The 19,299-nt window shown below is 67.9% G+C and carries 15 protein-coding genes and 3 rRNA genes; 7 read left to right on the plus strand and 11 right to left on the minus strand.

Going from position 1 to position 19,299, the window contains the following annotated elements:
• Window positions 1-59 precede the first annotated feature (59 nt).
• The 3 genes from ACQPZP_RS24670 to ACQPZP_RS24680 are packed head-to-tail and all read left to right on the plus strand — an operon-like array spanning window position 60 to window position 2,776.
• Window positions 60-1,403 (plus strand): DUF1015 family protein, encoded by a 1,344-nt coding sequence (locus ACQPZP_RS24670; RefSeq protein WP_433472087.1) that lies wholly within the window; start codon window positions 60-62, stop codon window positions 1,401-1,403.
• A complete protein-coding gene (locus ACQPZP_RS24675; protein WP_433461644.1) occupies window positions 1,400-1,792 on the plus strand; it encodes an NUDIX hydrolase in 393 nt (130 codons plus the stop codon). Before ACQPZP_RS24670 ends, ACQPZP_RS24675 begins: the two co-directional genes overlap by 4 nt.
• 45 nt (window positions 1,793-1,837) lie before the next feature.
• Complete coding sequence (locus tag ACQPZP_RS24680) at window positions 1,838-2,776, plus strand: MBL fold metallo-hydrolase (protein ID WP_433472088.1); 939 nt, start codon at window positions 1,838-1,840, stop codon at window positions 2,774-2,776.
• A 6-nt stretch (window positions 2,777-2,782) separates the two neighbouring features.
• On the opposite strand, the gene ACQPZP_RS24685 is transcribed toward ACQPZP_RS24680, so the two are convergent.
• Complete coding sequence (locus tag ACQPZP_RS24685; protein WP_433472089.1) at window positions 2,783-3,949, minus strand: alkaline phosphatase PhoX; 1,167 nt, start codon at window positions 3,947-3,949, stop codon at window positions 2,783-2,785.
• A gap of 102 nt (window positions 3,950-4,051) precedes the next feature.
• Complete coding sequence (locus tag ACQPZP_RS24690) at window positions 4,052-4,960, minus strand: hypothetical protein (RefSeq protein ID WP_433472090.1); 909 nt, start codon at window positions 4,958-4,960, stop codon at window positions 4,052-4,054.
• Between ACQPZP_RS24690 and ACQPZP_RS24695 the strand changes: the two genes are divergently transcribed.
• Window positions 4,910-6,061, plus strand: a complete 1,152-nt coding sequence (locus ACQPZP_RS24695) for a hypothetical protein (protein ID WP_433472091.1) — start codon at window positions 4,910-4,912, stop codon at window positions 6,059-6,061. The genes ACQPZP_RS24690 and ACQPZP_RS24695 overlap by 51 nt on opposite strands.
• A gap of 94 nt (window positions 6,062-6,155) precedes the next feature.
• Here ACQPZP_RS24695 and rrf read toward each other — a convergent pair.
• The 3 genes from rrf to ACQPZP_RS24710 form a co-directional block, all read right to left on the minus strand.
• A 5S ribosomal RNA gene (gene rrf, locus ACQPZP_RS24700) occupies window positions 6,156-6,272 on the minus strand.
• 156 nt (window positions 6,273-6,428) lie between these two features.
• Window positions 6,429-9,537 (minus strand): 23S ribosomal RNA (locus ACQPZP_RS24705).
• Window positions 9,538-9,959: 422 nt separating this feature from the next.
• Window positions 9,960-11,480: ribosomal RNA gene (locus ACQPZP_RS24710) — 16S ribosomal RNA — on the minus strand.
• Together the 16S, 23S and 5S rRNA genes form the textbook arrangement of a ribosomal RNA operon.
• Before the next feature lie 667 nt (window positions 11,481-12,147).
• Here ACQPZP_RS24710 and ACQPZP_RS24715 point away from each other — a divergent pair.
• From ACQPZP_RS24715 to ACQPZP_RS24725, 3 genes are all read left to right on the plus strand, one after another.
• The gene (locus tag ACQPZP_RS24715; RefSeq protein WP_433472092.1) at window positions 12,148-12,435 is read left to right on the plus strand and encodes a CD225/dispanin family protein; all 288 of its coding nucleotides are present in this window, start codon (window positions 12,148-12,150) and stop codon (window positions 12,433-12,435) included.
• A 120-nt stretch (window positions 12,436-12,555) separates the two neighbouring features.
• The gene (locus ACQPZP_RS24720) at window positions 12,556-12,921 is read left to right on the plus strand and encodes a DUF2752 domain-containing protein (protein ID WP_433472093.1); all 366 of its coding nucleotides are present in this window, start codon (window positions 12,556-12,558) and stop codon (window positions 12,919-12,921) included.
• Between the two features lie 75 nt (window positions 12,922-12,996).
• On the plus strand, window positions 12,997-13,839 hold the full coding sequence (locus ACQPZP_RS24725) for a patatin-like phospholipase family protein (protein WP_433472094.1): 843 nt from the start codon (window positions 12,997-12,999) through the stop codon (window positions 13,837-13,839).
• A 43-nt stretch (window positions 13,840-13,882) separates the two neighbouring features.
• On the opposite strand, the gene ACQPZP_RS24730 is transcribed toward ACQPZP_RS24725, so the two are convergent.
• From ACQPZP_RS24730 to ACQPZP_RS24755, 6 genes are all read right to left on the minus strand, one after another.
• A complete protein-coding gene (locus tag ACQPZP_RS24730; RefSeq protein ID WP_433472095.1) occupies window positions 13,883-14,716 on the minus strand; it encodes a crotonase/enoyl-CoA hydratase family protein in 834 nt (277 codons plus the stop codon).
• A 74-nt stretch (window positions 14,717-14,790) separates the two neighbouring features.
• Window positions 14,791-15,291 (minus strand): metallophosphoesterase family protein, encoded by a 501-nt coding sequence (locus ACQPZP_RS24735; RefSeq protein ID WP_433472096.1) that lies wholly within the window; start codon window positions 15,289-15,291, stop codon window positions 14,791-14,793.
• Between the two features lie 61 nt (window positions 15,292-15,352).
• Window positions 15,353-16,225: an RNA polymerase sigma-70 factor gene (locus ACQPZP_RS24740; protein WP_433472097.1), complete on the minus strand. Its 873-nt coding sequence runs from the start codon at window positions 16,223-16,225 to the stop codon at window positions 15,353-15,355.
• 7 nt (window positions 16,226-16,232) lie between these two features.
• The gene (locus ACQPZP_RS24745; protein WP_433472098.1) at window positions 16,233-17,159 is read right to left on the minus strand and encodes an NAD-dependent epimerase/dehydratase family protein; all 927 of its coding nucleotides are present in this window, start codon (window positions 17,157-17,159) and stop codon (window positions 16,233-16,235) included.
• 383 nt (window positions 17,160-17,542) lie between these two features.
• Window positions 17,543-18,250 (minus strand): hypothetical protein, encoded by a 708-nt coding sequence (locus tag ACQPZP_RS24750; protein WP_433472099.1) that lies wholly within the window; start codon window positions 18,248-18,250, stop codon window positions 17,543-17,545.
• 237 nt (window positions 18,251-18,487) lie between these two features.
• Window positions 18,488-19,294, minus strand: a complete 807-nt coding sequence (locus ACQPZP_RS24755) for a hypothetical protein (protein WP_433472100.1) — start codon at window positions 19,292-19,294, stop codon at window positions 18,488-18,490.
• Window positions 19,295-19,299: the final 5 nt, after the last annotated feature.

The following is a 19,299-nucleotide window of genomic DNA, read 5'->3' on the forward strand; positions in this document are numbered from 1 at the left end:
CGGACATCGATCACCATGACCGTACCCGGCAGGACGCCGGGCGCCCTCCGGTGAATACCATGCCCACCGTGGACGACGACCTCCCCTCCGGGCTCGGGCCTGAGGAGTTCAGCGCCCGGATCTTCGGCGCGGACGGGCCGCGGACCGGCGGCGGCCTGGAACTGGCCCCGTTCCGCGGCGTCCGCTTCGTCCCCGAGGTCGCGGGCGACCTGGCCGCGGTGACCATGCCGCCGTACGACCTGATCGACGAGGCGGCGGCGATGCGGCTGCTGGCGGGCGGCGGCCACAACATCGTCCGGCTCAACCTGCCGCGCGCGTCCGGTGAGGGCTACGACGCGGCGGGCCGGCGGCTGCGCCGCTGGCTGGACGAGGGCGCGCTCGCCATCGACCCCGACCCGGCCCTGTACGTCTACGAGGCGGCCCGTGCCGGGACCGTGCTGCAGCGCGGCCTGATCGGCGGGCTGGGGCTGCGCGCGGAGGCCGAGGGCGTCGTGCTGCCGCACGAGAACGTCTTCCCCGGCCCGGTCCGCGACCGGCTCGCGCTGATGACGGCGGCGAACGCCAACCTGGAGCCGATCTTCCTGGTGTACGAGGGCGACGGGGACGCGGCCCGGATCGTCGACGACACCGCCGCCGGGGCCCCGCTGATGGAGTTCGACGCGGACGACGGGCTGACGCACCGGCTGTGGCGCGTCACCGACCCCGCTTCGCACGCACGGGTGGCGGCCGACCTCCGCGGCAAGCAGGCCCTCATCGCGGACGGCCACCACCGCTACGCCACCTACCGCGCCCTTCAGGCACGCCACCGCGCCGCGGGCGACGGCCCCGGCCCGTGGGACGCCGGCCTGGCGCTGCTGGTCGACTCCACCCGGTATCCGCCGCATCTCGGCGCCATCCACCGCGTCCTGCCGGGCCTCCGCCCGGACGACGCACTCGACAGAGCGCGCAGGGTCTTCCGCGTGACCGGCTTCCCGGCCGAGGACGCCGCGGTCGAGGCGCTCGCCGCCGCGGACGGGCCCGCGTTCCTCCTCGGCGGTGGCGACGGTCTGCATCTGCTCACGGAGCCCGACCCGGCGGCGCTGAGCCGATCAATGCCGTCCGGGCACTCCGCACGGTGGTGCGCGCTCGACACGGCCGTTCTCGACCACCTCCTCATCGGCGGCGTGTGGAACGTCCCGGAGAACGAGAACGCCATCGAGGTGGTGCACGACGACGCGTCCGCCGCCGTCGCCCGCGCACGGCGCACCGGGGGCACGGCCGTGATCCTGAACCCGCTCAAGGTGGCGGACGTACTGGCGATCGCGGGGCAGGGCGAGCGCGTCCCGCGCAAGTCCACCTCGTTCGGCCCCAAGCCCCGCACCGGCCTCGTCCTGCGCCTCCTCGACCCCGAAGGGAACCGATGATCGACAAAGTGGCGTGGATCCGGCTGGAGGACGGCCGCGTCCTCAGCACCCGGTCCCGCGGCAAGGACGTCTACTACCTGCCCGGCGGCAAGCGCGAGCCCGGCGAGTCGGACATGCAGACCCTCTCGCGCGAGATCCGGGAGGAGCTCGCCGTCGACGTCGTGCCGCACACGGTCTTCCATCTCGGCACCTGGGAGGCCCAGGCGGACGGCCACGCCGCCGGCGTCACCGTCCGGATGACCTGCTACACCTCCGACTACACCGGCGTCCTGGAGCCCAGCAGCGAGATCGAGGAGCTGGCCTGGCTCACGCACGCCGACCGGTACCGGGTGTCGCCCGTCGACAAGCTGATCTTCGACGACCTGCGCGCGGACGGCCGCCTCGGCTGAGGGACCTGGCGGTCCGGGCGGGCCGCCGGGCAGGATGATCGGGTGATGGACACCACGACCACGATCACGCCGCTCGGCGGGGACGTCTACGAGATCGACACGCGGATGGCGGGCTACACCGGCATCACCGCCGGATACCTGATCCTCTCCGACCGGCCATGCCTGGTGGAGCCGGGCACCTCGGGTTCGGCGCCCGTGGTGCAGGCGGCGCTGCGGGAGATGGGCGTCGGGCCGGACGACCTGGCGAGCGTGGTCGTCACGCACATCCACCTCGACCACGCGGGCGGCGTCGGCGACATCGCGAAGGCGCACCCGCGGGCGGAGATCGTCGTCCACGAGAAGGGCGCGCGGCACCTGGCGGACCCGTCACGGCTCATGCGCAGCGCCCGCATGGTCTACGGGGACGCCCTCGACACGCTGTTCGGCGAGCTGAAGCCGACGGACGCCGCCCGTATCCGGGCCGTCGAGGACACCGGCGTCGTCGACCTCGGCGGCGGGCGGCGGCTGGAGTCGCACTACTCCCCCGGCCACGCCAAGCACCATGTCGGGCTGATGGACTCGCACACCGGCGACCTGTACGTGGGCGACGCCGCCGGCATCTACATCCCCGAGACGGCGGACGTGAAGCCCGCGACACCGCCTCCGGACTTCGACCTCGACACGGCGCTGGAGTCGCTCGGCAGGTTCCGGTCACTGGGCCCGCAGCGGCTCCTGTTCGCGCACTACGGTCCCGTGACCGAGGTGGACGACACGCTGGAACGCTCCGCCGAGGAACTGCGGATCTGGGTGGACGCGGTCCGGGACGCCAGGGACCAGGGCCTCGACCTCGACCACGCCGTCGCGATGGTCGCCGACCGCACCAAGGACCGCTACGCCATCACCGGCGACGACATCGACCCCGAGCTCGCCGCCAAGTACGAACTGCTGAACAGCGCCGAAAGCAACGTGGCGGGCATCATGCACGCCCTCGACAGGCACGCCTGATTTCGGTCAACGGCGGAAGGGGCCGGTGACCTCGAACGTGTAGCCGTCCGTGCCACCGATGAATCCGCTCTTGCCGCGCTGGGACGAGAAGTACAGGCGCGACCCGTCCGGGCTGAACGCGGGTCCGGTCATCTCCGACTCGTCGTGGCCGACGACACGCAAGAACGGCGTCACCACCCCGTCCGTCGTGATGAGGTTGATCTCCATATTGTCGCCGTCCTCGGCCACGTAGAGGTCACCGGACGACGTGGCGGTCAGGTTGTCGACGCCGCGCAGCGGTGCTTCGCCGCTGGTGACGAGGTCGTCGTCATAGGCGATGTCCAGGCGCTCACCGGCCGCGTCATACGCCCACACCCTGTTGTCGCCCTTCGTGGTGAAGTAGCAGATGCCGCGCGTGTAGTAGCAGCCTTCGCCGCCGTTGAAATGCATGGCGCTCGATACCTGCTCACGGGTCGGTGTAAGCCAGAACTGGGGATTCGGCACCTTCTCCCATTGGACGGGGCCTGTCCCAGAGCCGACCAGGACTTCGAGCGTTCCGGACGACAGATCGCCCCAGGCGTCCGGGCGGAAACGGTAGAAGCAGCCGTCCGGTTGATCCTCCGTGAGATAGACGACTCTCCGTTCAGGGTCGGAGGCGGCCGCTTCGTGCTTGAACCGGCCCAGTGCCGGGCGGGCCACGGCCGCCTTCTGCCCGCGCGGATCGGTTTCGTAGACGAGGCCGTAGTCGTGTTCTTCGCAGGACAACCACGTGTCCCACGGCGTCGCCCCGCCGGAGCAGTTCAGGGTGGTGCCGTTAAGGATCCGGTAGGCGGAGGTGACTTTCCCGGACGGGTCGAACCGGACCGCCGACACGCCGCCGATGACGGGGACCTCCGAATTGCTGACATAGATCCAGCCGTCCCCGTCGCGGAAGCACGCACCGCCGTCGGGGGCCGGATGCCAGGAGTGCCGCGTCCCTCCGACGCGCTGAAGTGAACGCGCCACCACCCGGCTGCTGAACCCCTCGGGGAGCTGCAGCCCGTTGCCGTCGGCGGCCTGTAACGGACCGTACGGACCCGGCCCGGGCTGCGCGGGGCCCGCCGCGAACGCCCGCTGCCACAGCGTGCCCGAGAAGGCGGTCGTTGCGCCGGCCAGAGCCGTGGCGCGCAGGAACATACGTCGGTTCGGGGCCATGACACTCCCAGAGGCGATCACCGCCGGACCGATCCGGCGGCCCCCGAACGGCACGGTCCCGCGAATATCCGGGAAACCTACTCGCCAGTCAAGTACCGGGTGTCATTCCCCTGGCGGGGGCTGCTCCTCGTCCGTCGGCTTCGGCTCCAGGAACACCACCGGCGCCTTTGGAGCGTCGTCTTCGGGCGTGTCCAGGACCTCGGGCTCGGCAGGCTTGAACTCGATATCCGTCGCCGCGGCCCCAGATTCCGCCGTCGCATCGACCTCAGGCACGGTGGCCGCCACGGGCTCGGCTTCAGCCGGAGGCGCCACCTGAGGCTCGTCCGCCGGTTCGTCTTCTGGGAGGGCGTCGTTCTCGGTGTCGTCCTCTTCGGTCTCGTCCTCTTCGGTGTCGAGGATGTGGAGGCCCTCAAGTTCGGCGTACCGTTCGGCGGCGTCGGTGTCGCCGTCGCGGTCGGCCGCGGCGGCGCGCGCGAACCAGTCGGACGCCTCCGCTTCGCGTCCCGCCTCGGCCAGCGCGTCCGCGTAGGCGTAGAACAGCCGCACCGACCACGGCCGGAGCCGCCGGTCCCGGAGTTCGGGGATCTGAAGCGTGACCACGGCCGCGTCGATCTGCCCCAGGTCGCGGCGCACGCCCGACTCCACGATGCGGAGCTCGACGCGTCCCATCGGGTCGAGCTTCGCCGCCTCGGGCGATTTGACCAGGTCGAGGGCGCGCTCGGGACGGCCGAGGCCACGCTCGCAGTCGGCCATCACCGGCAGATAGGAGTCGTCGCCGGCGCCGAGCCGACGTGCGGCCCGCAGCTCGGCGAGGGCCTCCGCCCACTCGCCCGCGTGGTACGCCGCGATCCCCGCGGCCTCCCGGACGATCCCGACGCGGGACGCGAGCCTCCGCGCGGCCTTCGCGTGCCGGTAGGACTGCTCCGGCTCCTCCTCGGCGAGCCGTCCCGCCATCACCAGGTGACGGGCGACCTTCGCGGCCAGCTCCTTCGGCAGCGTGCGGAGTTCCACCCGTGCGTCCGCGTCCAGTTCCTCGCCGGTGACGTCGTCCGGCAGCAGCGGGTCGTCGTGCTTCGGCGCGGGACGCTCACGCTCCTCATAGCGTCCGCGCCTGTCCTCGCGGTCGCGCGGCGGCCCGTAGGATCGCCCGCCGCCGTCGTGGGGACGCTTCGGCCCGCCACGGCCCTTGAACCTGTCACGGTCACCCGGGCGCCCTTCGCGCTTCCCTTCGAACCGCCGCCCGCCCGGACGCTCTTCGCGGTTACCTTCGAACCGCCGCCCACCTGGACGGCCCTCACGATTGCCCTCGAACCGCCGGCCGCCCGGACGCTCTTCGCGCTTCCCTTCGAACCGCCGCCCACCTGGACGCTCTCCCCGGTTGCCCTCGAACCGCCGCCCACCTGGACGGCCCTCACGGTTACCTTCGAACCGCCGCCCGCCCGCACGGTCTTCCCGGTTGCCCTCGAACCGCCGCCCACCTGGACGGCCCTCACGGTTACCTTCGAACGGCCGCCCGCCTGGACGGCGTTCGTCGCGCTCGTCACGCCGGCCCTTGAACGGACGGTCCTGCGGTCGTCCCTCGAAGCGCCGCTCGCCCTGACCGCCACGGGCCTGGGGGCCGCCTGGACGCCCTTCGCGGCGCGGCCCACCGCCGCCCTGACCCGCACGTGGTCCCTTCGGACCGGCGAAGCGCCCTTCACGGCGCTCACCACCCTGGCCACCGAAGCGCCGCTCTCCCGGCTTGCCCTGGCCCGCGCGCGGGCCGCTAGGGCGACCCTCACGACGGTCTCCAGGACGTCCCTCACGGGATTCGCCGCGTCGATCGTCGGAGCGCTTGAACGGACCGCCGGGCTTGCGGTCGTCGCGCTTACCGCGACCGTCCCGCTCTTTGGAGCCCCCAGGACGACCGCGCCCGCCCTGCGGGCCACCGGCACGAGGAGCGCCACCACGAGGGCCGCCGCCCTTGCGGGCGCCAGGCCCTCCCTGGCCGCCTCCGGCCGTGCCTCCGCGGCGGGCCGGCGTACCCCGCCGCCCCTTGTCGCCCCGCCGCTCGCGGCTCTCGTCGCCCCGGCCGTCCTCTTCCGCGCTCATCACGTCCGTCACTGTTCTTGATGGTGGTTCGGTGGTCTCTTCAGCCTACTTTGACTGGACCACGACATGCGTCGAGGGCCGCCCCGGAAATCGGGGCGACCCTCGACCAATTCAAGTCCGGCGGTGTCCTACTCTCCCACACAGTCTCCCATGCAGTACCATCGGCGCTGAAGGGCTTAACTTCCGGGTTCGGGATGGGACCGGGTGTTTCCCCCTCGCCAAAACCACCGAACGACCAACCCCCAACACCCGTCACCGGATGCGGGAAGAATCCGTCCGAGCAACCAAGGCTCGATCATTCTATTATTACGCGGGTTCCCGGTTGTTTCCTGGGAACCACACAGGGACGCGAACACTTCTACGCAGCGAGATGCTTTGAACGTTCAGTGTGTTCAAGCCACTCGGCCTATTAGTACCGGTCGACTCCACACGTCACCGTGCTTCCATCTCCAGCCTATCAACCCGGTCGTCTACCGGGGGCCTTACACCCCTTTAACAGGGTGGGAGAACTCATCTCGAGGAAGGCTTCCCGCTTAGATGCTTTCAGCGGTTATCCCGACCGAACGTAGCCAACCAGCCGTGCCCCTGGCGGGACAACTGGCACACCAGAGGTTCGTCCGTCCCGGTCCTCTCGTACTAGGGACAGACCCTCTCAATTCTCCTACGCGCACAGCGGATAGGGACCGAACTGTCTCGCGACGTTCTAAACCCAGCTCGCGTGCCGCTTTAATGGGCGAACAGCCCAACCCTTGGGACCTACTCCAGCCCCAGGATGCGACGAGCCGACATCGAGGTGCCAAACCATCCCGTCGATATGGACTCTTGGGGAAGATCAGCCTGTTATCCCCGGGGTACCTTTTAGCCGTTGAGCGACACCACTTCCACACGTAGGTGCCGGATCACTAGGCCCTGCTTTCGCACCTGCTCGACACGTCCGTCTCACAGTCAAGCTCCCTTGTGCCCTTGCACTCGCCACCTGATTGCCAACCAGGCTGAGGGAACCTTTGGGCGCCTCCGTTACACTTTAGGAGGCAACCGCCCCAGTTAAACTACCCACCAGGCACTGTCCCCCACCCGGATACACGGGTGCGGGTTAGACGCTCAAAACGACCAGAGTGGTATTTCACCAACGACTCCACCCAAACTGGCGTCTGGGCTTCACAGTCTCCCACCTATCCTACACAAGACGCTTCAGGCGCCAATGCCAAGCTGTAGTGAAGGTCCCGGGGTCTTTCCGTCCTGCTGCGCGAAACGAGCATCTTTACTCGTACTGCAATTTCGCCGGGCCTGTGGTTGAGACAGCGGGGAAGTCGTTACGCCATTCGTGCAGGTCGGAACTTACCCGACAAGGAATTTCGCTACCTTAGGATGGTTATAGTTACCACCGCCGTTTACCGGCGCTTAGATTCTCAGCCTCGACCTCACGGTCTAACCGGTCCTCTTAACGTTCCGGCACCGGGCAGGCGTCAGTCCGTATACAGCGTCTTACGACTTCGCACGGACCTGTGTTTTTAGTAAACAGTCGCTTCCCCCTGGCCTCTGCGACCCCACCCAGCTCCCGCCGCAAGGGCGTTCACCAGGCGTGGTCCCCCTTCTCCCAAAGTTACGGGGGCAATTTGCCGAGTTCCTTAACCACAGTTCACCCGATCGCCTTGGTATTCTCTACCTGACCACCTGAGTCGGTTTAGGGTACGGGCCGCCGATACACTCGCTAGAGGCTTTTCTCGACAGCATGGGATCACTCACTTCACCTAAAACGGCTCGGCATCACATCTCACCCTTAACGCGCCACGGATTTACCTGCAGCGCGGGCTACATGCTTACCCCAGGACAACCATCGCCTGGGCTGAGCTACCCTCCTGCGTCACCCCATCACTCACCTACTACCCCCTCGGGCCGACCGCTAGGCCCAGGACAAGCCCGAAGGCTCAACCCAGGATTCGGGGTCTTAGCATCAGAGGGTTCAGCGTTGGCGCATACCAGCGGGTACGGGAATATCAACCCGTTGTCCATCGACTACGCCTGTCGGCCTCGCCTTAGGTCCCGACTTACCCTGGGCGGATTAGCCTGCCCCAGGAACCCTTGGTCATCCGGCGCACACGTTTCTCACGTGTGATTCGCTACTCATGCCTGCATTCTCACTCCCGCAGCCTCCACCACTCGATCACTCGGCGGCTTCACCGGCTACAGGACGCTCCCCTACCCATCACACCCCCGAAGGGATGCAATGCCACGGTTTCGGCGGTGTGCTTGAGCCCCGCTACATTGTCGGCGCGGAATCACTTGACCAGTGAGCTATTACGCACTCTTTCAAGGATGGCTGCTTCTAAGCCAACCTCCTGGTTGTCACGGCAACTCCACATCCTTTCCCACTTAGCACACGCTTAGGGGCCTTAACCGATGATCTGGGCTGTTTCCCTCTCGACTACGAAGCTTATCCCCCGCAGTCTCACTGCCACGCTCTCACTTACCGGCATTCGGAGTTTGGCTGACGTCAGTAACCTTGTAGGGCCCATCAGCCATCCAGTAGCTCTACCTCCGGCAAGAAACACGCAACGCTGCACCTAAATGCATTTCGGGGAGAACCAGCTATCACGGAGTTTGATTGGCCTTTCACCCCTAACCACAGGTCATCCCCCAGGTTTTCAACCCTGGTGGGTTCGGGCCTCCACACCGTCTTACCGGCGCTTCACCCTGCCCATGGCTAGATCACCCCGCTTCGGGTCTACAGCATGCGACTAAAAACGCCCTATTCAGACTCGCTTTCGCTACGGCTACCCGCCACCGGTTAACCTCGCCACACACCATAACTCGCAGGCTCATTCTTCAAAAGGCACGCCATCACGAACACCACCCGAAGGCAGTGAGGACGCTCTGACGGCTTGTAGGCACACGGTTTCAGGTACTATTTCACGACCCCTCACCGGGGCACTTTTCACCTTTCCCTCACGGTACTAGTCCGCTATCGGTCACCAGGAAGTATTCAGCCTTACCACGTGGTCGTGGCAGATTCACACGGGATTTCACGGGCCCCGTGCTACTCGGGAACACACCCAGAAGCCACCCAGATTTCGTCTACCGGACTCTCACCGTCTACGGTCGGCCATCCCAAGCCGTTCAACTATCCGAGCAGTTTATAACTCCTTGATCCAGCGGCAGCTGGACCCGGATGGTCCCACAACCCCGCACACGCAACGCCTGCCGGCTATCACACGCGCACGGTTTAGGCTCCTCCGCTTTCGCTCACCACTACTCACGGAATCACAATTGTTTTCTCTTCCTGCGGGTACTGAGATGTTTCACTTCCCCGCGTTCCCACCAACCTGCCTATACATTCAGCAGGCGGCGACACCCCATGACGAGTGCCAGGTTTCCCCATTCGGAAATCCCCGGATCAAAGTCTGGTTGCCGACTCCCCGAGGCATATCGCAGGCTCCCACGTCCTTCATCGGCTCCTGATGCCAAGGCATCCACCGTATGCCCTAAAAAACTTGAACACACAAAACGATCAAAACAAATCGCAGATGAGAATCCATGACCCAAAAAAGAGCCACATCATCCCACCAGAGATGCTCGCGTCCACTGTGCAGTTCTCAAAAAACAACCGGGCCCACCAAAACCACACCACCAGTTCGGTGATGCGGTCTTGGTCCCGCGATCCAGAGGCACCCAGGCGAAGCCCGTTCCCTCAGGACCCAACAGCGTGCCCACCAGACCCCCCACCCGAACCCGCCGTTCCCACTCCCTTGAAGCCGAAGCTTCAGGGCGGTACTTGCCGGGCCGCGTAAGCGACCTGATGAATAGCCAGTGCTCCACATCTATGAGCAGCCACCTGACGAACATGCGCCGTCACCGGTGGCCACCGACCTGAGCCTTCCCAGAAAGGGGAAGCAGCCCGGGCCAGTTGTGTGCTCCTTAGAAAGGAGGTGATCCAGCCGCACCTTCCGGTACGGCTACCTTGTTACGACTTCGTCCCAATCGCCGGCCCCACCTTCGACCGCTCCCCCCACACAAGGTGGTTGGGCCACGGGCTTCGGGTGTTGCCGACTTTCGTGACGTGACGGGCGGTGTGTACAAGGCCCGGGAACGTATTCACCGCAGCGTTGCTGATCTGCGATTACTAGCGACTCCGACTTCACGAAGTCGAGTTGCAGACTTCGATCCGAACTGAGACCGGCTTTAAGGGATTCGCTCCACCTCACGGTATCGCAGCCCTCTGTACCGGCCATTGTAGCATGTTTGCAGCCCAAGACATAAGGGGCATGATGACTTGACGTCATCCCCACCTTCCTCCGAGTTGACCCCGGCGGTCTCCCATGAGTCCCCACCATAACGTGCTGGCAACATGGAACGAGGGTTGCGCTCGTTGCGGGACTTAACCCAACATCTCACGACACGAGCTGACGACAGCCATGCACCACCTGTCACCGGCCCAAAAAGGACCCACCATCTCTGATGGTTTTCCGGCGATGTCAAGCCTTGGTAAGGTTCTTCGCGTTGCGTCGAATTAAGCAACATGCTCCGCCGCTTGTGCGGGCCCCCGTCAATTCCTTTGAGTTTTAGCCTTGCGGCCGTACTCCCCAGGCGGGGCGCTTAATGCGTTAGCTACGGCGCGGAATCCGTGGAAGAACCCCACACCTAGCGCCCAACGTTTACGGCGTGGACTACCAGGGTATCTAATCCTGTTCGCTCCCCACGCTTTCGCTCCTCAGCGTCAGTACAGGCCCAGAGAACCGCCTTCGCCACCGGTGTTCCTCCCGATATCTGCGCATTTCACCGCTACACCGGGAATTCCATTCTCCCCTACCTGCCTCTAGTCTGCCCGTATCCACCGCAGACCCACGGTTAAGCCGTGGGCTTTCACGACAGACGCGACAAACCGCCTACGAGCTCTTTACGCCCAATAATTCCGGACAACGCTTGCGCCCTACGTATTACCGCGGCTGCTGGCACGTAGTTAGCCGGCGCTTCTTCTGCAGGTACCGTCACGTTAGCTTCGTCCCTGCTGAAAGAGGTTTACAACCCGAAGGCCGTCATCCCTCACGCGGCGTCGCTGCGTCAGGCTTCCGCCCATTGCGCAATATTCCCCACTGCTGCCTCCCGTAGGAGTCTGGGCCGTGTCTCAGTCCCAGTGTGACCGGTCGCCCTCTCAGGCCGGTTACCCGTCGTCGCCTTGGTAGGCCATCACCCCACCAACAAGCTGATAGGCCGCGAGCCCAACCCTGACCGAAAAACTTTCCACCACCGACCATGCGATCGGAGGTCATATCCGGTATTAGACCCGGTTTCCCAGGCTTATCCCAAAGTCAGGGGCAGGTTGCTCACGTGTTACTCACCCGTTCGCCGCTCGAGTACCCCCGAAGGGGCCTTTCCGCTCGACTTGCATGTGTTAAGCACGCCGCCAGCGTTCGTCCTGAGCCAGGATCAAACTCTCCATCAAGGTTCGAACGACCCAACCAGGGGGCGAACCCCAGCCGGCCAAACCTCAGGAAACAATCCCAGCACCACGATCCCCCTCACACGAAGAGGACCGCATTGCCTCAAAGAAATCCCCGACCATCCCAAAAGGAACAGCCACGGGGCGACCCGGCCAACAAAAACAGACCGGGCCGATAAAGGCACTGGCTTTTAACACGCTGTTGAGTTCTCAAGAAACGGACACCCACCGCGCTGGATCCGCTTTCGCGTTTCCCGCTCCGGGGCGACTCGTCTTACTTTATCGGATCCGTCCCGGCTGTCAATTTCCGGGCTTCTCCGATACGCCTTTCCAATGCCGTTTGAGCGGCACCTTCCGGGCGGTGGAGCTATTTCATCAGATCCGGGCCGATTGTCAAAATCGGCCCTTTCCGACCCACGACCGCACGGCAGGCACGGCAAAGCCGTGTCGGCTGATTCGTCAGTGGTTTCCCCGTCGTCGGTCGGCCGCCATGCGGGCGTCCTGCATCCGTGTGGGGACGAGGGGTTAACTTACGCGCTCGCCGCCCCCACGTCAAATCGACGCTCCGGCGAACGGTTCACCGCAGGTTCTCGCTGATCGGCGGAACCGGCCTAGCCCTGTCACCATCTATCTACGTGAATCACCCAGTCCATGCAACGGAGGCACGAACATGGCCTACCCACCGCCCCCACCGCCGACCCCCGGACCCAGCCCGAGCTCGCCGCCGCCGAACCATCTTCCGTGGGCGATCGCGACGACCATCCTCTGCTGCCTGCCGGCCGGGATCGTGTCCATCGTCTATGCCTCCCAAGTGAATTCGAAGTGGATGGCCGGAGACCACGCCGGCTCGATCAACGCGTCCAACAACGCGAAGACCTGGGCGATCGTGTCCGCGGTCCTCGGTGTGATCGTCGGTGTCATCTACTTCTTCGCGGCCATGGCCAACGGCGGCTCCTGACCGATGACGGACGAGCGGCGGCCCGCCCTGCCTTCGCCGGGCGGGCCGGTTCCCGGACGAGCGGACCGCTCAGGTAGTGGCGCGGGCGCGACGGCGTCGCGTTTGCTCCGTCCCGGAGCCGTGCTCCTCCTGACCGCCTCGGCCGTCTCCTACGTCGCCGCGGTCGATCCGAACGAGGCGGGCCACTATCCGACGTGCCCGTTCCTCGCGTTGACCGGGTTCCAGTGCCCCGGTTGCGGATCGATGCGCACGATTCACGCCCTGGCCCATGGTCACGTCCAGGAGGCGTTCGGCCTGAACGTGCTTACCATGGCGATGCTTCCGCTCCTGGCGTTCTTCTGGCTCAGGTGGGCGAGGGCCTGCGCCCTGGATCGTCCGGTCCGCACCAAGGTGGCCCATCCGGCCCTGATCTGGCTCCTCTTCGGGACGATCGTCGCCTTCTGGGTGGTCCGGAACCTGCCGTTCGGATCCTTTCTCGCCGCTTGACCGGTCTGTGATCCGGTCCCGGGAATGCACCACTATGGCCCTGCGCTCTGACGATCACGACCGGAAGGACTGTTCATGAGCGACAACGGACGCGCCCTCGTACTCGGCGGCGGGGGCGTCGCGGGCATCGCCTGGCTGACGGGCTTCATCGCCGGGCTCGCCGCCGAAGGCACGGACGTCACCGGAGCCGACCTGATGGTGGGCACCTCGGCGGGCTCCGTGGTGGCCGCGCAGATCGGCAGCGGCCTGCCGATCGGGGACCTGTTCGAGCGCCAGGCCGACCCGGCCCTCCAGAACCGCGAGCTCGTCCCGTCCGGGGGCATGACCATCGCCGAGTTCATGGAAGTCTGGCAGCGGCTCGCGGAAGCCGACGACGACCCGGCGGCGATCCGCCGCGGCCTCGGAGGCCGGGCAATGGCCGCCGACACCCTGAGCGAGCCGGAGCGGCGGACGGTGATCGAGGGGCGTCTGCCCGAGCACGAGTGGCCGTCCGGGAAGCTGCTGGTGACGGCGGTGAACGCGCTGACCGGGGACCTGCGCGTGTTCGACCGTGACTCGGGCGTCCCACTGGTTGACGCCATAGCGGCAAGCTGCGCGCTGCCGATGATCTGGCCGCCGACGACGATCGACGGCGTCCGGTATGTGGACGGCGGGATACGGTCGATGAACAACCTCGACCTCGCCGCCGGTCACGAGCGCGTGCTGGTGATCTCCCCGATGGACGACCCTGGCCTGGCGGCGGACATCGCCGTCGTCGAGGGCAAGGGCGGGCGCGTCGAGGTCGTCCGGCCGGACGATGCCTCGCAAACCGCGGCCGGTACCGACCCCCTGTCGCCGTCCACCCGGACCCCGTCCGCCAACGCCGGGCTCGCGCAGGGCCGGGCGGCGGCAGAGCGGATCGGCGCCTTCTGGGGCTAGAGGCGGCCCGCGCGCGGCCGGACCGGCGCGGGCCGGCGGTCCCTCAGGCCGGGTCGGTGAACTTCGGCGGGCGCTTCTCGAAGTAGGCGTGGACGGCCTCGACCTGGTTCGGGCCGCCGCGCAGCGCGCCGAGCGTCCGGGACTCTTCGAGGAACTGGCCGGCCAGGTCGGCGTCCGCCGCCCGGTTGAGCAGGCGCTTGGCGCCGCGCACGGCCTCGGGGCTGTTGCCGGCGATCTCGCGGGCGAGTTCGGTGGCGGCGGCGTGCGGATCGCCGGAGACGCGGGTGGCCAGGCCGATGCGGACGGCGTCCTCCCCGGAGATCATGCGGCCGGTGAAGGTGAGCTCTTTCGCGACGTCCTCGCCGACGAGGCGGATCAGCGCGGCGGTGCCCGTCATGTCCGGCACGAGGCCCCAGCGGATCTCCAGGACCGACAGCTTCGCGTCCGGTGCGACGATCCGGATGTCGGCGCCGAGCGCGATCTGCAGGCCGCCGCCGAGGGCGTGGCCGTGGACGGCGGCGATGACCGGCTGCGGCAGTTCCCGCCAGACGTGCACGGCCTGCTGGCCGAGATTGGTGATGCGGCCGGGCTCGCGCGCCGTGATGTCGTCGGCCAGCCGCTTGAACCGGGCGGATCCGCCGTCGGGGGCGCCGTCGCCGGCCATGGCGGCGAAGTTGGCGAAGTCCAGGCCGGCGCAGAAGGCGCGGCCCTCCCCCGACAGGACCACGGCCCGGACGGACGGGTCGGCGGCGAGCGCGTCCCCCGTCTCGGCCAGCGCGTCGAACGTGGCCATGTCGAGGGCGTTCAGCTTGTCGGGACGGTTGAGCCGCACGTCGGCGACTCCCTCGTGGACGTTCACCGTGACGCGGTCGGTCATGCCGATGCCCCTCCTCTTCGCGTTCGTCTCTGCGGGGACGATTCCATGCGGTGTCGCGCCCGTCGAGGGCGCGGTCAGGTCACGGGGACGATCCGCGCGCCGGTGAGCCGGCCGTCGTGGACGTCGAGCAGGCCGAGGGTGCCGTGCGGCTGGCGGCGCCGGTCGGTCGGCGACCCGGGGTTGAAGATGCGGATGCCGTCGCCCGTCTCGTCCAGCGGGATGTGGGAGTGCCCGAAGACGACGAGGTCCGCGCCGGGGAACCAGCGCCGCATCCGGGCGGTCCGGCCGCGGGCCTGCCCGCTGTCGTGGACCATCGCGACGGCGAGGCCGTCCAGGTCGAGTTCGAGGCGTTCGGGGGCGCCCCACGCGGCGACGTCCGGCCCGTCGTTGTTGCCGAGGACGGCGTGGACGGGCGCGTACTCGGCCAGTTCGTCGAGGACGGACGCGGTGCACACATCGCCGGCGTGAAGGATCACGTCCGCGTCCCGCAGGTGCTCGGCCACTCGCGGCGGGCACGCCTTCCAGCGGCGCGGCGCGTGGGTGTCGGAGATGGCCACCGCTCTCACGCGTCCCATTGTCCCGCACGGAGCGGAACGGGCCGGAGGCGGATCGGCACAGGCGGCGAACCCGGGATGGTCACGCTGATGGGCGGACGAACCCGAGTTTGTCCGGGTTCAGGACGGCGTAGATCGCGTGGATCCGGCCGTTGCGGATGTCGAAGAGGGCCAGTTGCTCCTGGCCGTCCACGTGGGTCCATACGGCGGGGGCGCCGTTGGCCTCGACGATCTCGGTGGCGCCGATGCCGTAGCGGGACGAGAGGCCGGCGATGAAGGCGGCCACGTGGTCGCGGCCCTCGACCGGCTGGAGCGCGGCGCGGGTGCGGCCGCCGCCGTCGTTCCAGGTGACGACGTCCTCGGCGAGCAGGTTGGTCAGAGTGGCGAGGTCACCGCCGCGCGCCGCGGCCAGGAAGCGGCCGAGCAGTTCGTTGTGGTCGGCGGGCGCCGGGTGGAAGCGTTCGCGGCCCTCGGCGAGGCGCGCGGCGGCGCGGCGGTGGTGCTGGCGGCACGTCGCTGCGGGGACGTCCAGAATGCCGGCGATCTGGTCGTAGGGCAGTTCGAACGCCTCCCGCAGGACGAACACGGCGCGTTCCGGCGGTGACAGCCGCTCCATCAGGTGCAGGGTCGCGTAGGAGAGGGTGTCGGTCATCTCGGCGGTCTCCAGCGGCCCGAACGCCGTGGAGGGGACGGGTTCCGGCAGCCACGGCCCTACGTACGCCTCGCGGGTGACGCGCGCGGAGCGGAGCTGGTCGAGCGCGAGCCGCGACACGATGGTGACGAGGTAGGCGCGCCGGTCCCGGACTTCGGCGGCGTCGGTCCGGGTCCAGCGCAGGAAGGCCTCCTGCACCACGTCCTCGGCGTCCCACATGCTGCCGAGCAGCCGGTAGGCGAGCCCGAGCAGGAGCGGGCGGTGCTCCGCGAAGGCGGTCGCGTTCATGCCGGTCGCGTCCATGGGACGATCATGCCGCCCGGGCGGTGTCGCCCGGGGCGCCGATCCCGTCCCGCCAGGACGCGTACCGGGGGCGCCAGTCGAGCCGGAGGCGGGCGCGGGTGTTGCCGGCGCCGCGCAGCCCGTTCATGAACGCCACGCCCCAGGAGCCGACGGCGAGGCGGGCGAGGGCGGCCGGGGCGCGCTTGGGCGCCGGCGCGCCGAGCATCCCCGCGTACTCGGGAAGGAACTCGCCCATGGTGACGGGGGTGTCGTCGACGACGTTCAGGGCGCCGGTCGCTTCCTTGTCGAGGGCGGCGACGAGGGCGGTGGCGGCGTCGTCGGCGTGGGTGAAGGAGAGGGTGGCGTGGCCGCCGCCGACGACGGGGACCTTTCCGGCCCGGACCTGGGCGGTGAACGATCCGTCCGGTGCGTAGGCGGAGCCGGGCCCGTAGAGGTGGCCGAACCGCAGGACGAGGCCCCCGGCCCCGGCGGTCAGCCGTTCCAGTTCCATGAGGGCCCGCAGGACGGGCGCGAACTGCTTGGGCGTGTGGTCGGTCCACAGCGGCGCGTCCTCGTCGGCGAGGCCGTCGGCCGGCTGGTAGGCGTAGGCGAGGCCCTGCGCGAGGACGCGGGTCGCGCCCGCCCTCTCCGCCGCTTCGTAGAGGTTGCGGGTGCCTTCGGTGCGGAGGCGGTTGGTGACGGCGAAGTCACGTGCCAGATGCCGGGGGTCGAGCGCCGCCGGGATGGCGGTGAGCAGGTTGACGACGGCGTCCGGTGCGGCCTCGGCCACCGCGCGGGCGAGGCCGTCCCGGTCGAGGGCGTCGGCGGTGACGATACTGCCGGTGGCCCTGTCCGCCGAGCGGGCGAGGCCGACCACCTCGTGGCCGACGGCGTCCAGCAGCGGGACGAGCCTGCTTCCGATGACGCCGGTCGACCCCGCGACGAGAACACGCATGACGACTCCCTGGTCCGTCCCGGCGCCGCCGCCGGGAAACGATGCTTCGGCAACAGGACGGGCCAGGTTCCCGCGGCGTGACGTTCCGGGATGTGATTCAGGCCACAAGCCGTTTCCAACCGGGTGATTTTGCCACGACGCAAACTGGACACGAGTGGGAAACAACTGTAAGCACGCTGTCATTACACAGTGCTGACCTGCGGAGTTAGGCTCGAATTCCTCGCGTTCGTCCAGGAGGATTCCGGCCGTACGCCCCCGGTCGTTCCGACACGGCGACCCAGCACCGCGAGGGCACAGTGAGGGCGGCCGGGCCCCGGGGAGGACGACCACTCCCTTGCACCGGCCTCGGGGGCCGGCCGCCTCTCCGCGCGCTCTGCCCGGGGCTATGCGGTCAGGTAGAGCTTGCGGTCGAAGACCCCTGATCCCGGTGTGCTCTCGCCGCGTGCGATTCCGGCGCCGGTGCCGGTGCCGTTCGACGGGCAAAGCCCGCTGCTTCCCGATTCCCGCACGAGCGTGATGTTGTCAGAACGGCCCTGCGCGTCGTCCTGGCCGGGCAGCGGGCGGTTCGGGTTGTCGCGGTTGTAGACGTCGATGACGAGCCCGTCGGTGTTACCCGTCCGGAATCCGTAATAGCAGGTGATGGTGATGCCGAGGACCTTTCCCTCCATCTTGAATCGCAGGTCGCCGTTGATGGAAAGGACGCCGTCGCGTCCGCCTTCGACGGGGGCGTAGGCGACCTGGCCGCTCTTGTCGGCCACATCGCCGAGGTCGAGATCGGTCGCCGGGGAACTGAGGCCGTTGGACGTCCGGCACGCGCCGATCGACGCGGCGGTCAGTTCGCCTGCACCGGTCGGCACCACGGTTCCCTGCAGTTTCGCGCCGTCGCACGAGCCGGTCACCTTCGAGCCCAGGAAGTTCACGGAGAAGTCGATCGTCCCGACGGTGGAGACCTGCCAGTTGCCGGAGTAGGGCGCTCCGGCGGCGGTCTCCTCGTGGATCGTGGTGGTGGCGGCGGACGCGCCGGTCGCCGTCAGGGCCAGCGTGGCGGAGGCGGCCGCGAGCGGCGCGGCCAGCCTGAGGGGAGCCTTCACGGGGGTTTCCTCCTCGGGGAGAGGGATTTGATTTTTTCTACCCGAGTGGCCGGGGAAATCAAGGCCCGATCAGAAAAAGGCTCACATTTTATCGGATTCCGCTAAACTGCGAGGTTCGACTGCTAAGTCGAACGCGATATCGCCGGGAGAGAACAAGCATAAAACTTATGGAAGTCCGGGGATGGCGCGCGGCCGGGACGGGAGGTACGGACGGAACCCGGCCGCGCGCCTGGCCGGTCAGCGGAACACGGGCTTCATCGCGTACACGCGGTTGGGCTTGTTGTAACCGAAGAAGACGCGGGTGCCGCGGCCCGCGGGTGCGACGGCGAGGCCCTCGCTCTCCCCGGTCAGCGGGATCGTGATCGCGTCCAGGATCGTCCCGGCCCGGTCCAGCACGGTGATGGTGTTGTTCGTGTAGTAGAGGACCTTGTCGCCGGCCATCTCCAGGCCCTGCGGGACGCCCTGGTAGCCGAGGTCGAAGGTCGAGCGGACGTTGCCCTTGAGGTCGGTGAACGCGAACACGAACGGGCCCAGGTCGCCCGGTCCCGCGTGGACGAGCAGGCCGTCGCGCCGGTTGTCGACGGCGACCAGGCCCGAGTTGCCGAGGGAGCCGAAGTCGATGGTGCGGACGATCTCCGGTTCGCCGCGCCAGTCGACGACGTTGACCTTGGTCGGGTTCGTCCCGCCGCCGGTGGCGACGTAGAGGCGGCCGTCCCGGTCGCGGACGCTGATCTCGGCGGCGTGCCCGACGGCGAGCGGCGCGCTCTCCTTGAGCGTGGTGCCGTCGCGGTCGTACTCGCGGATGACGCCGTTGCCGCCGCCCACGTCGAAGCCGACGTAGAACCGTCCGCGCGCGTAGGCGAGGCCCTGCATGTTGTCGGTGTGGGGGACGTTGAAGACCAGGTCGAAGGTGTAGGAGGGTCCGTCGGCCGCGGCGGGCCGGGCCCCGGCCAGGACGGCGGCTCCGGCGAGCGTGGCGGCGCCCGCGTGGCCGAGGACTCCGCGGCGGGTGAGAGCGACCTCGCCGAGTCCGGGTTTCTGCATTCGTG

Origin of the sequence: Spirillospora sp. CA-142024, from assembly GCF_050942325.1 — a bacterium.
Taxonomy (GTDB): domain Bacteria; phylum Actinomycetota; class Actinomycetes; order Streptosporangiales; family Streptosporangiaceae; genus Spirillospora.

Bases quoted from the DNA above. Each gene is read 5' to 3' on its own strand.
- ACQPZP_RS24745 (WP_433472098.1), bottom strand. From the start codon at position 17,159: ATGCGTGTTCTCGTCGCGGGGTCGACCGGCGTCATCGGAAGCAGGCTC.
- ACQPZP_RS24730 (WP_433472095.1), bottom strand. From the start codon at position 14,716: ATGACCGACCGCGTCACGGTGAACGTCCACGAGGGAGTCGCCGACGTG.
- ACQPZP_RS24680 (WP_433472088.1), top strand. From the start codon at position 1,838: ATGGACACCACGACCACGATCACGCCGCTCGGCGGGGACGTCTACGAG.
- ACQPZP_RS24755 (WP_433472100.1), bottom strand. From the start codon at position 19,294: ATGCAGAAACCCGGACTCGGCGAGGTCGCTCTCACCCGCCGCGGAGTC.
- ACQPZP_RS24675 (WP_433461644.1), top strand. From the start codon at position 1,400: ATGATCGACAAAGTGGCGTGGATCCGGCTGGAGGACGGCCGCGTCCTC.
- ACQPZP_RS24670 (WP_433472087.1), top strand. From the start codon at position 60: ATGCCCACCGTGGACGACGACCTCCCCTCCGGGCTCGGGCCTGAGGAG.
- ACQPZP_RS24715 (WP_433472092.1), top strand. From the start codon at position 12,148: ATGGCCTACCCACCGCCCCCACCGCCGACCCCCGGACCCAGCCCGAGC.
- ACQPZP_RS24735 (WP_433472096.1), bottom strand. From the start codon at position 15,291: ATGGGACGCGTGAGAGCGGTGGCCATCTCCGACACCCACGCGCCGCGC.
- ACQPZP_RS24685 (WP_433472089.1), bottom strand. From the start codon at position 3,949: ATGGCCCCGAACCGACGTATGTTCCTGCGCGCCACGGCTCTGGCCGGC.
- ACQPZP_RS24725 (WP_433472094.1), top strand. From the start codon at position 12,997: ATGAGCGACAACGGACGCGCCCTCGTACTCGGCGGCGGGGGCGTCGCG.
- ACQPZP_RS24740 (WP_433472097.1), bottom strand. From the start codon at position 16,225: ATGGACGCGACCGGCATGAACGCGACCGCCTTCGCGGAGCACCGCCCG.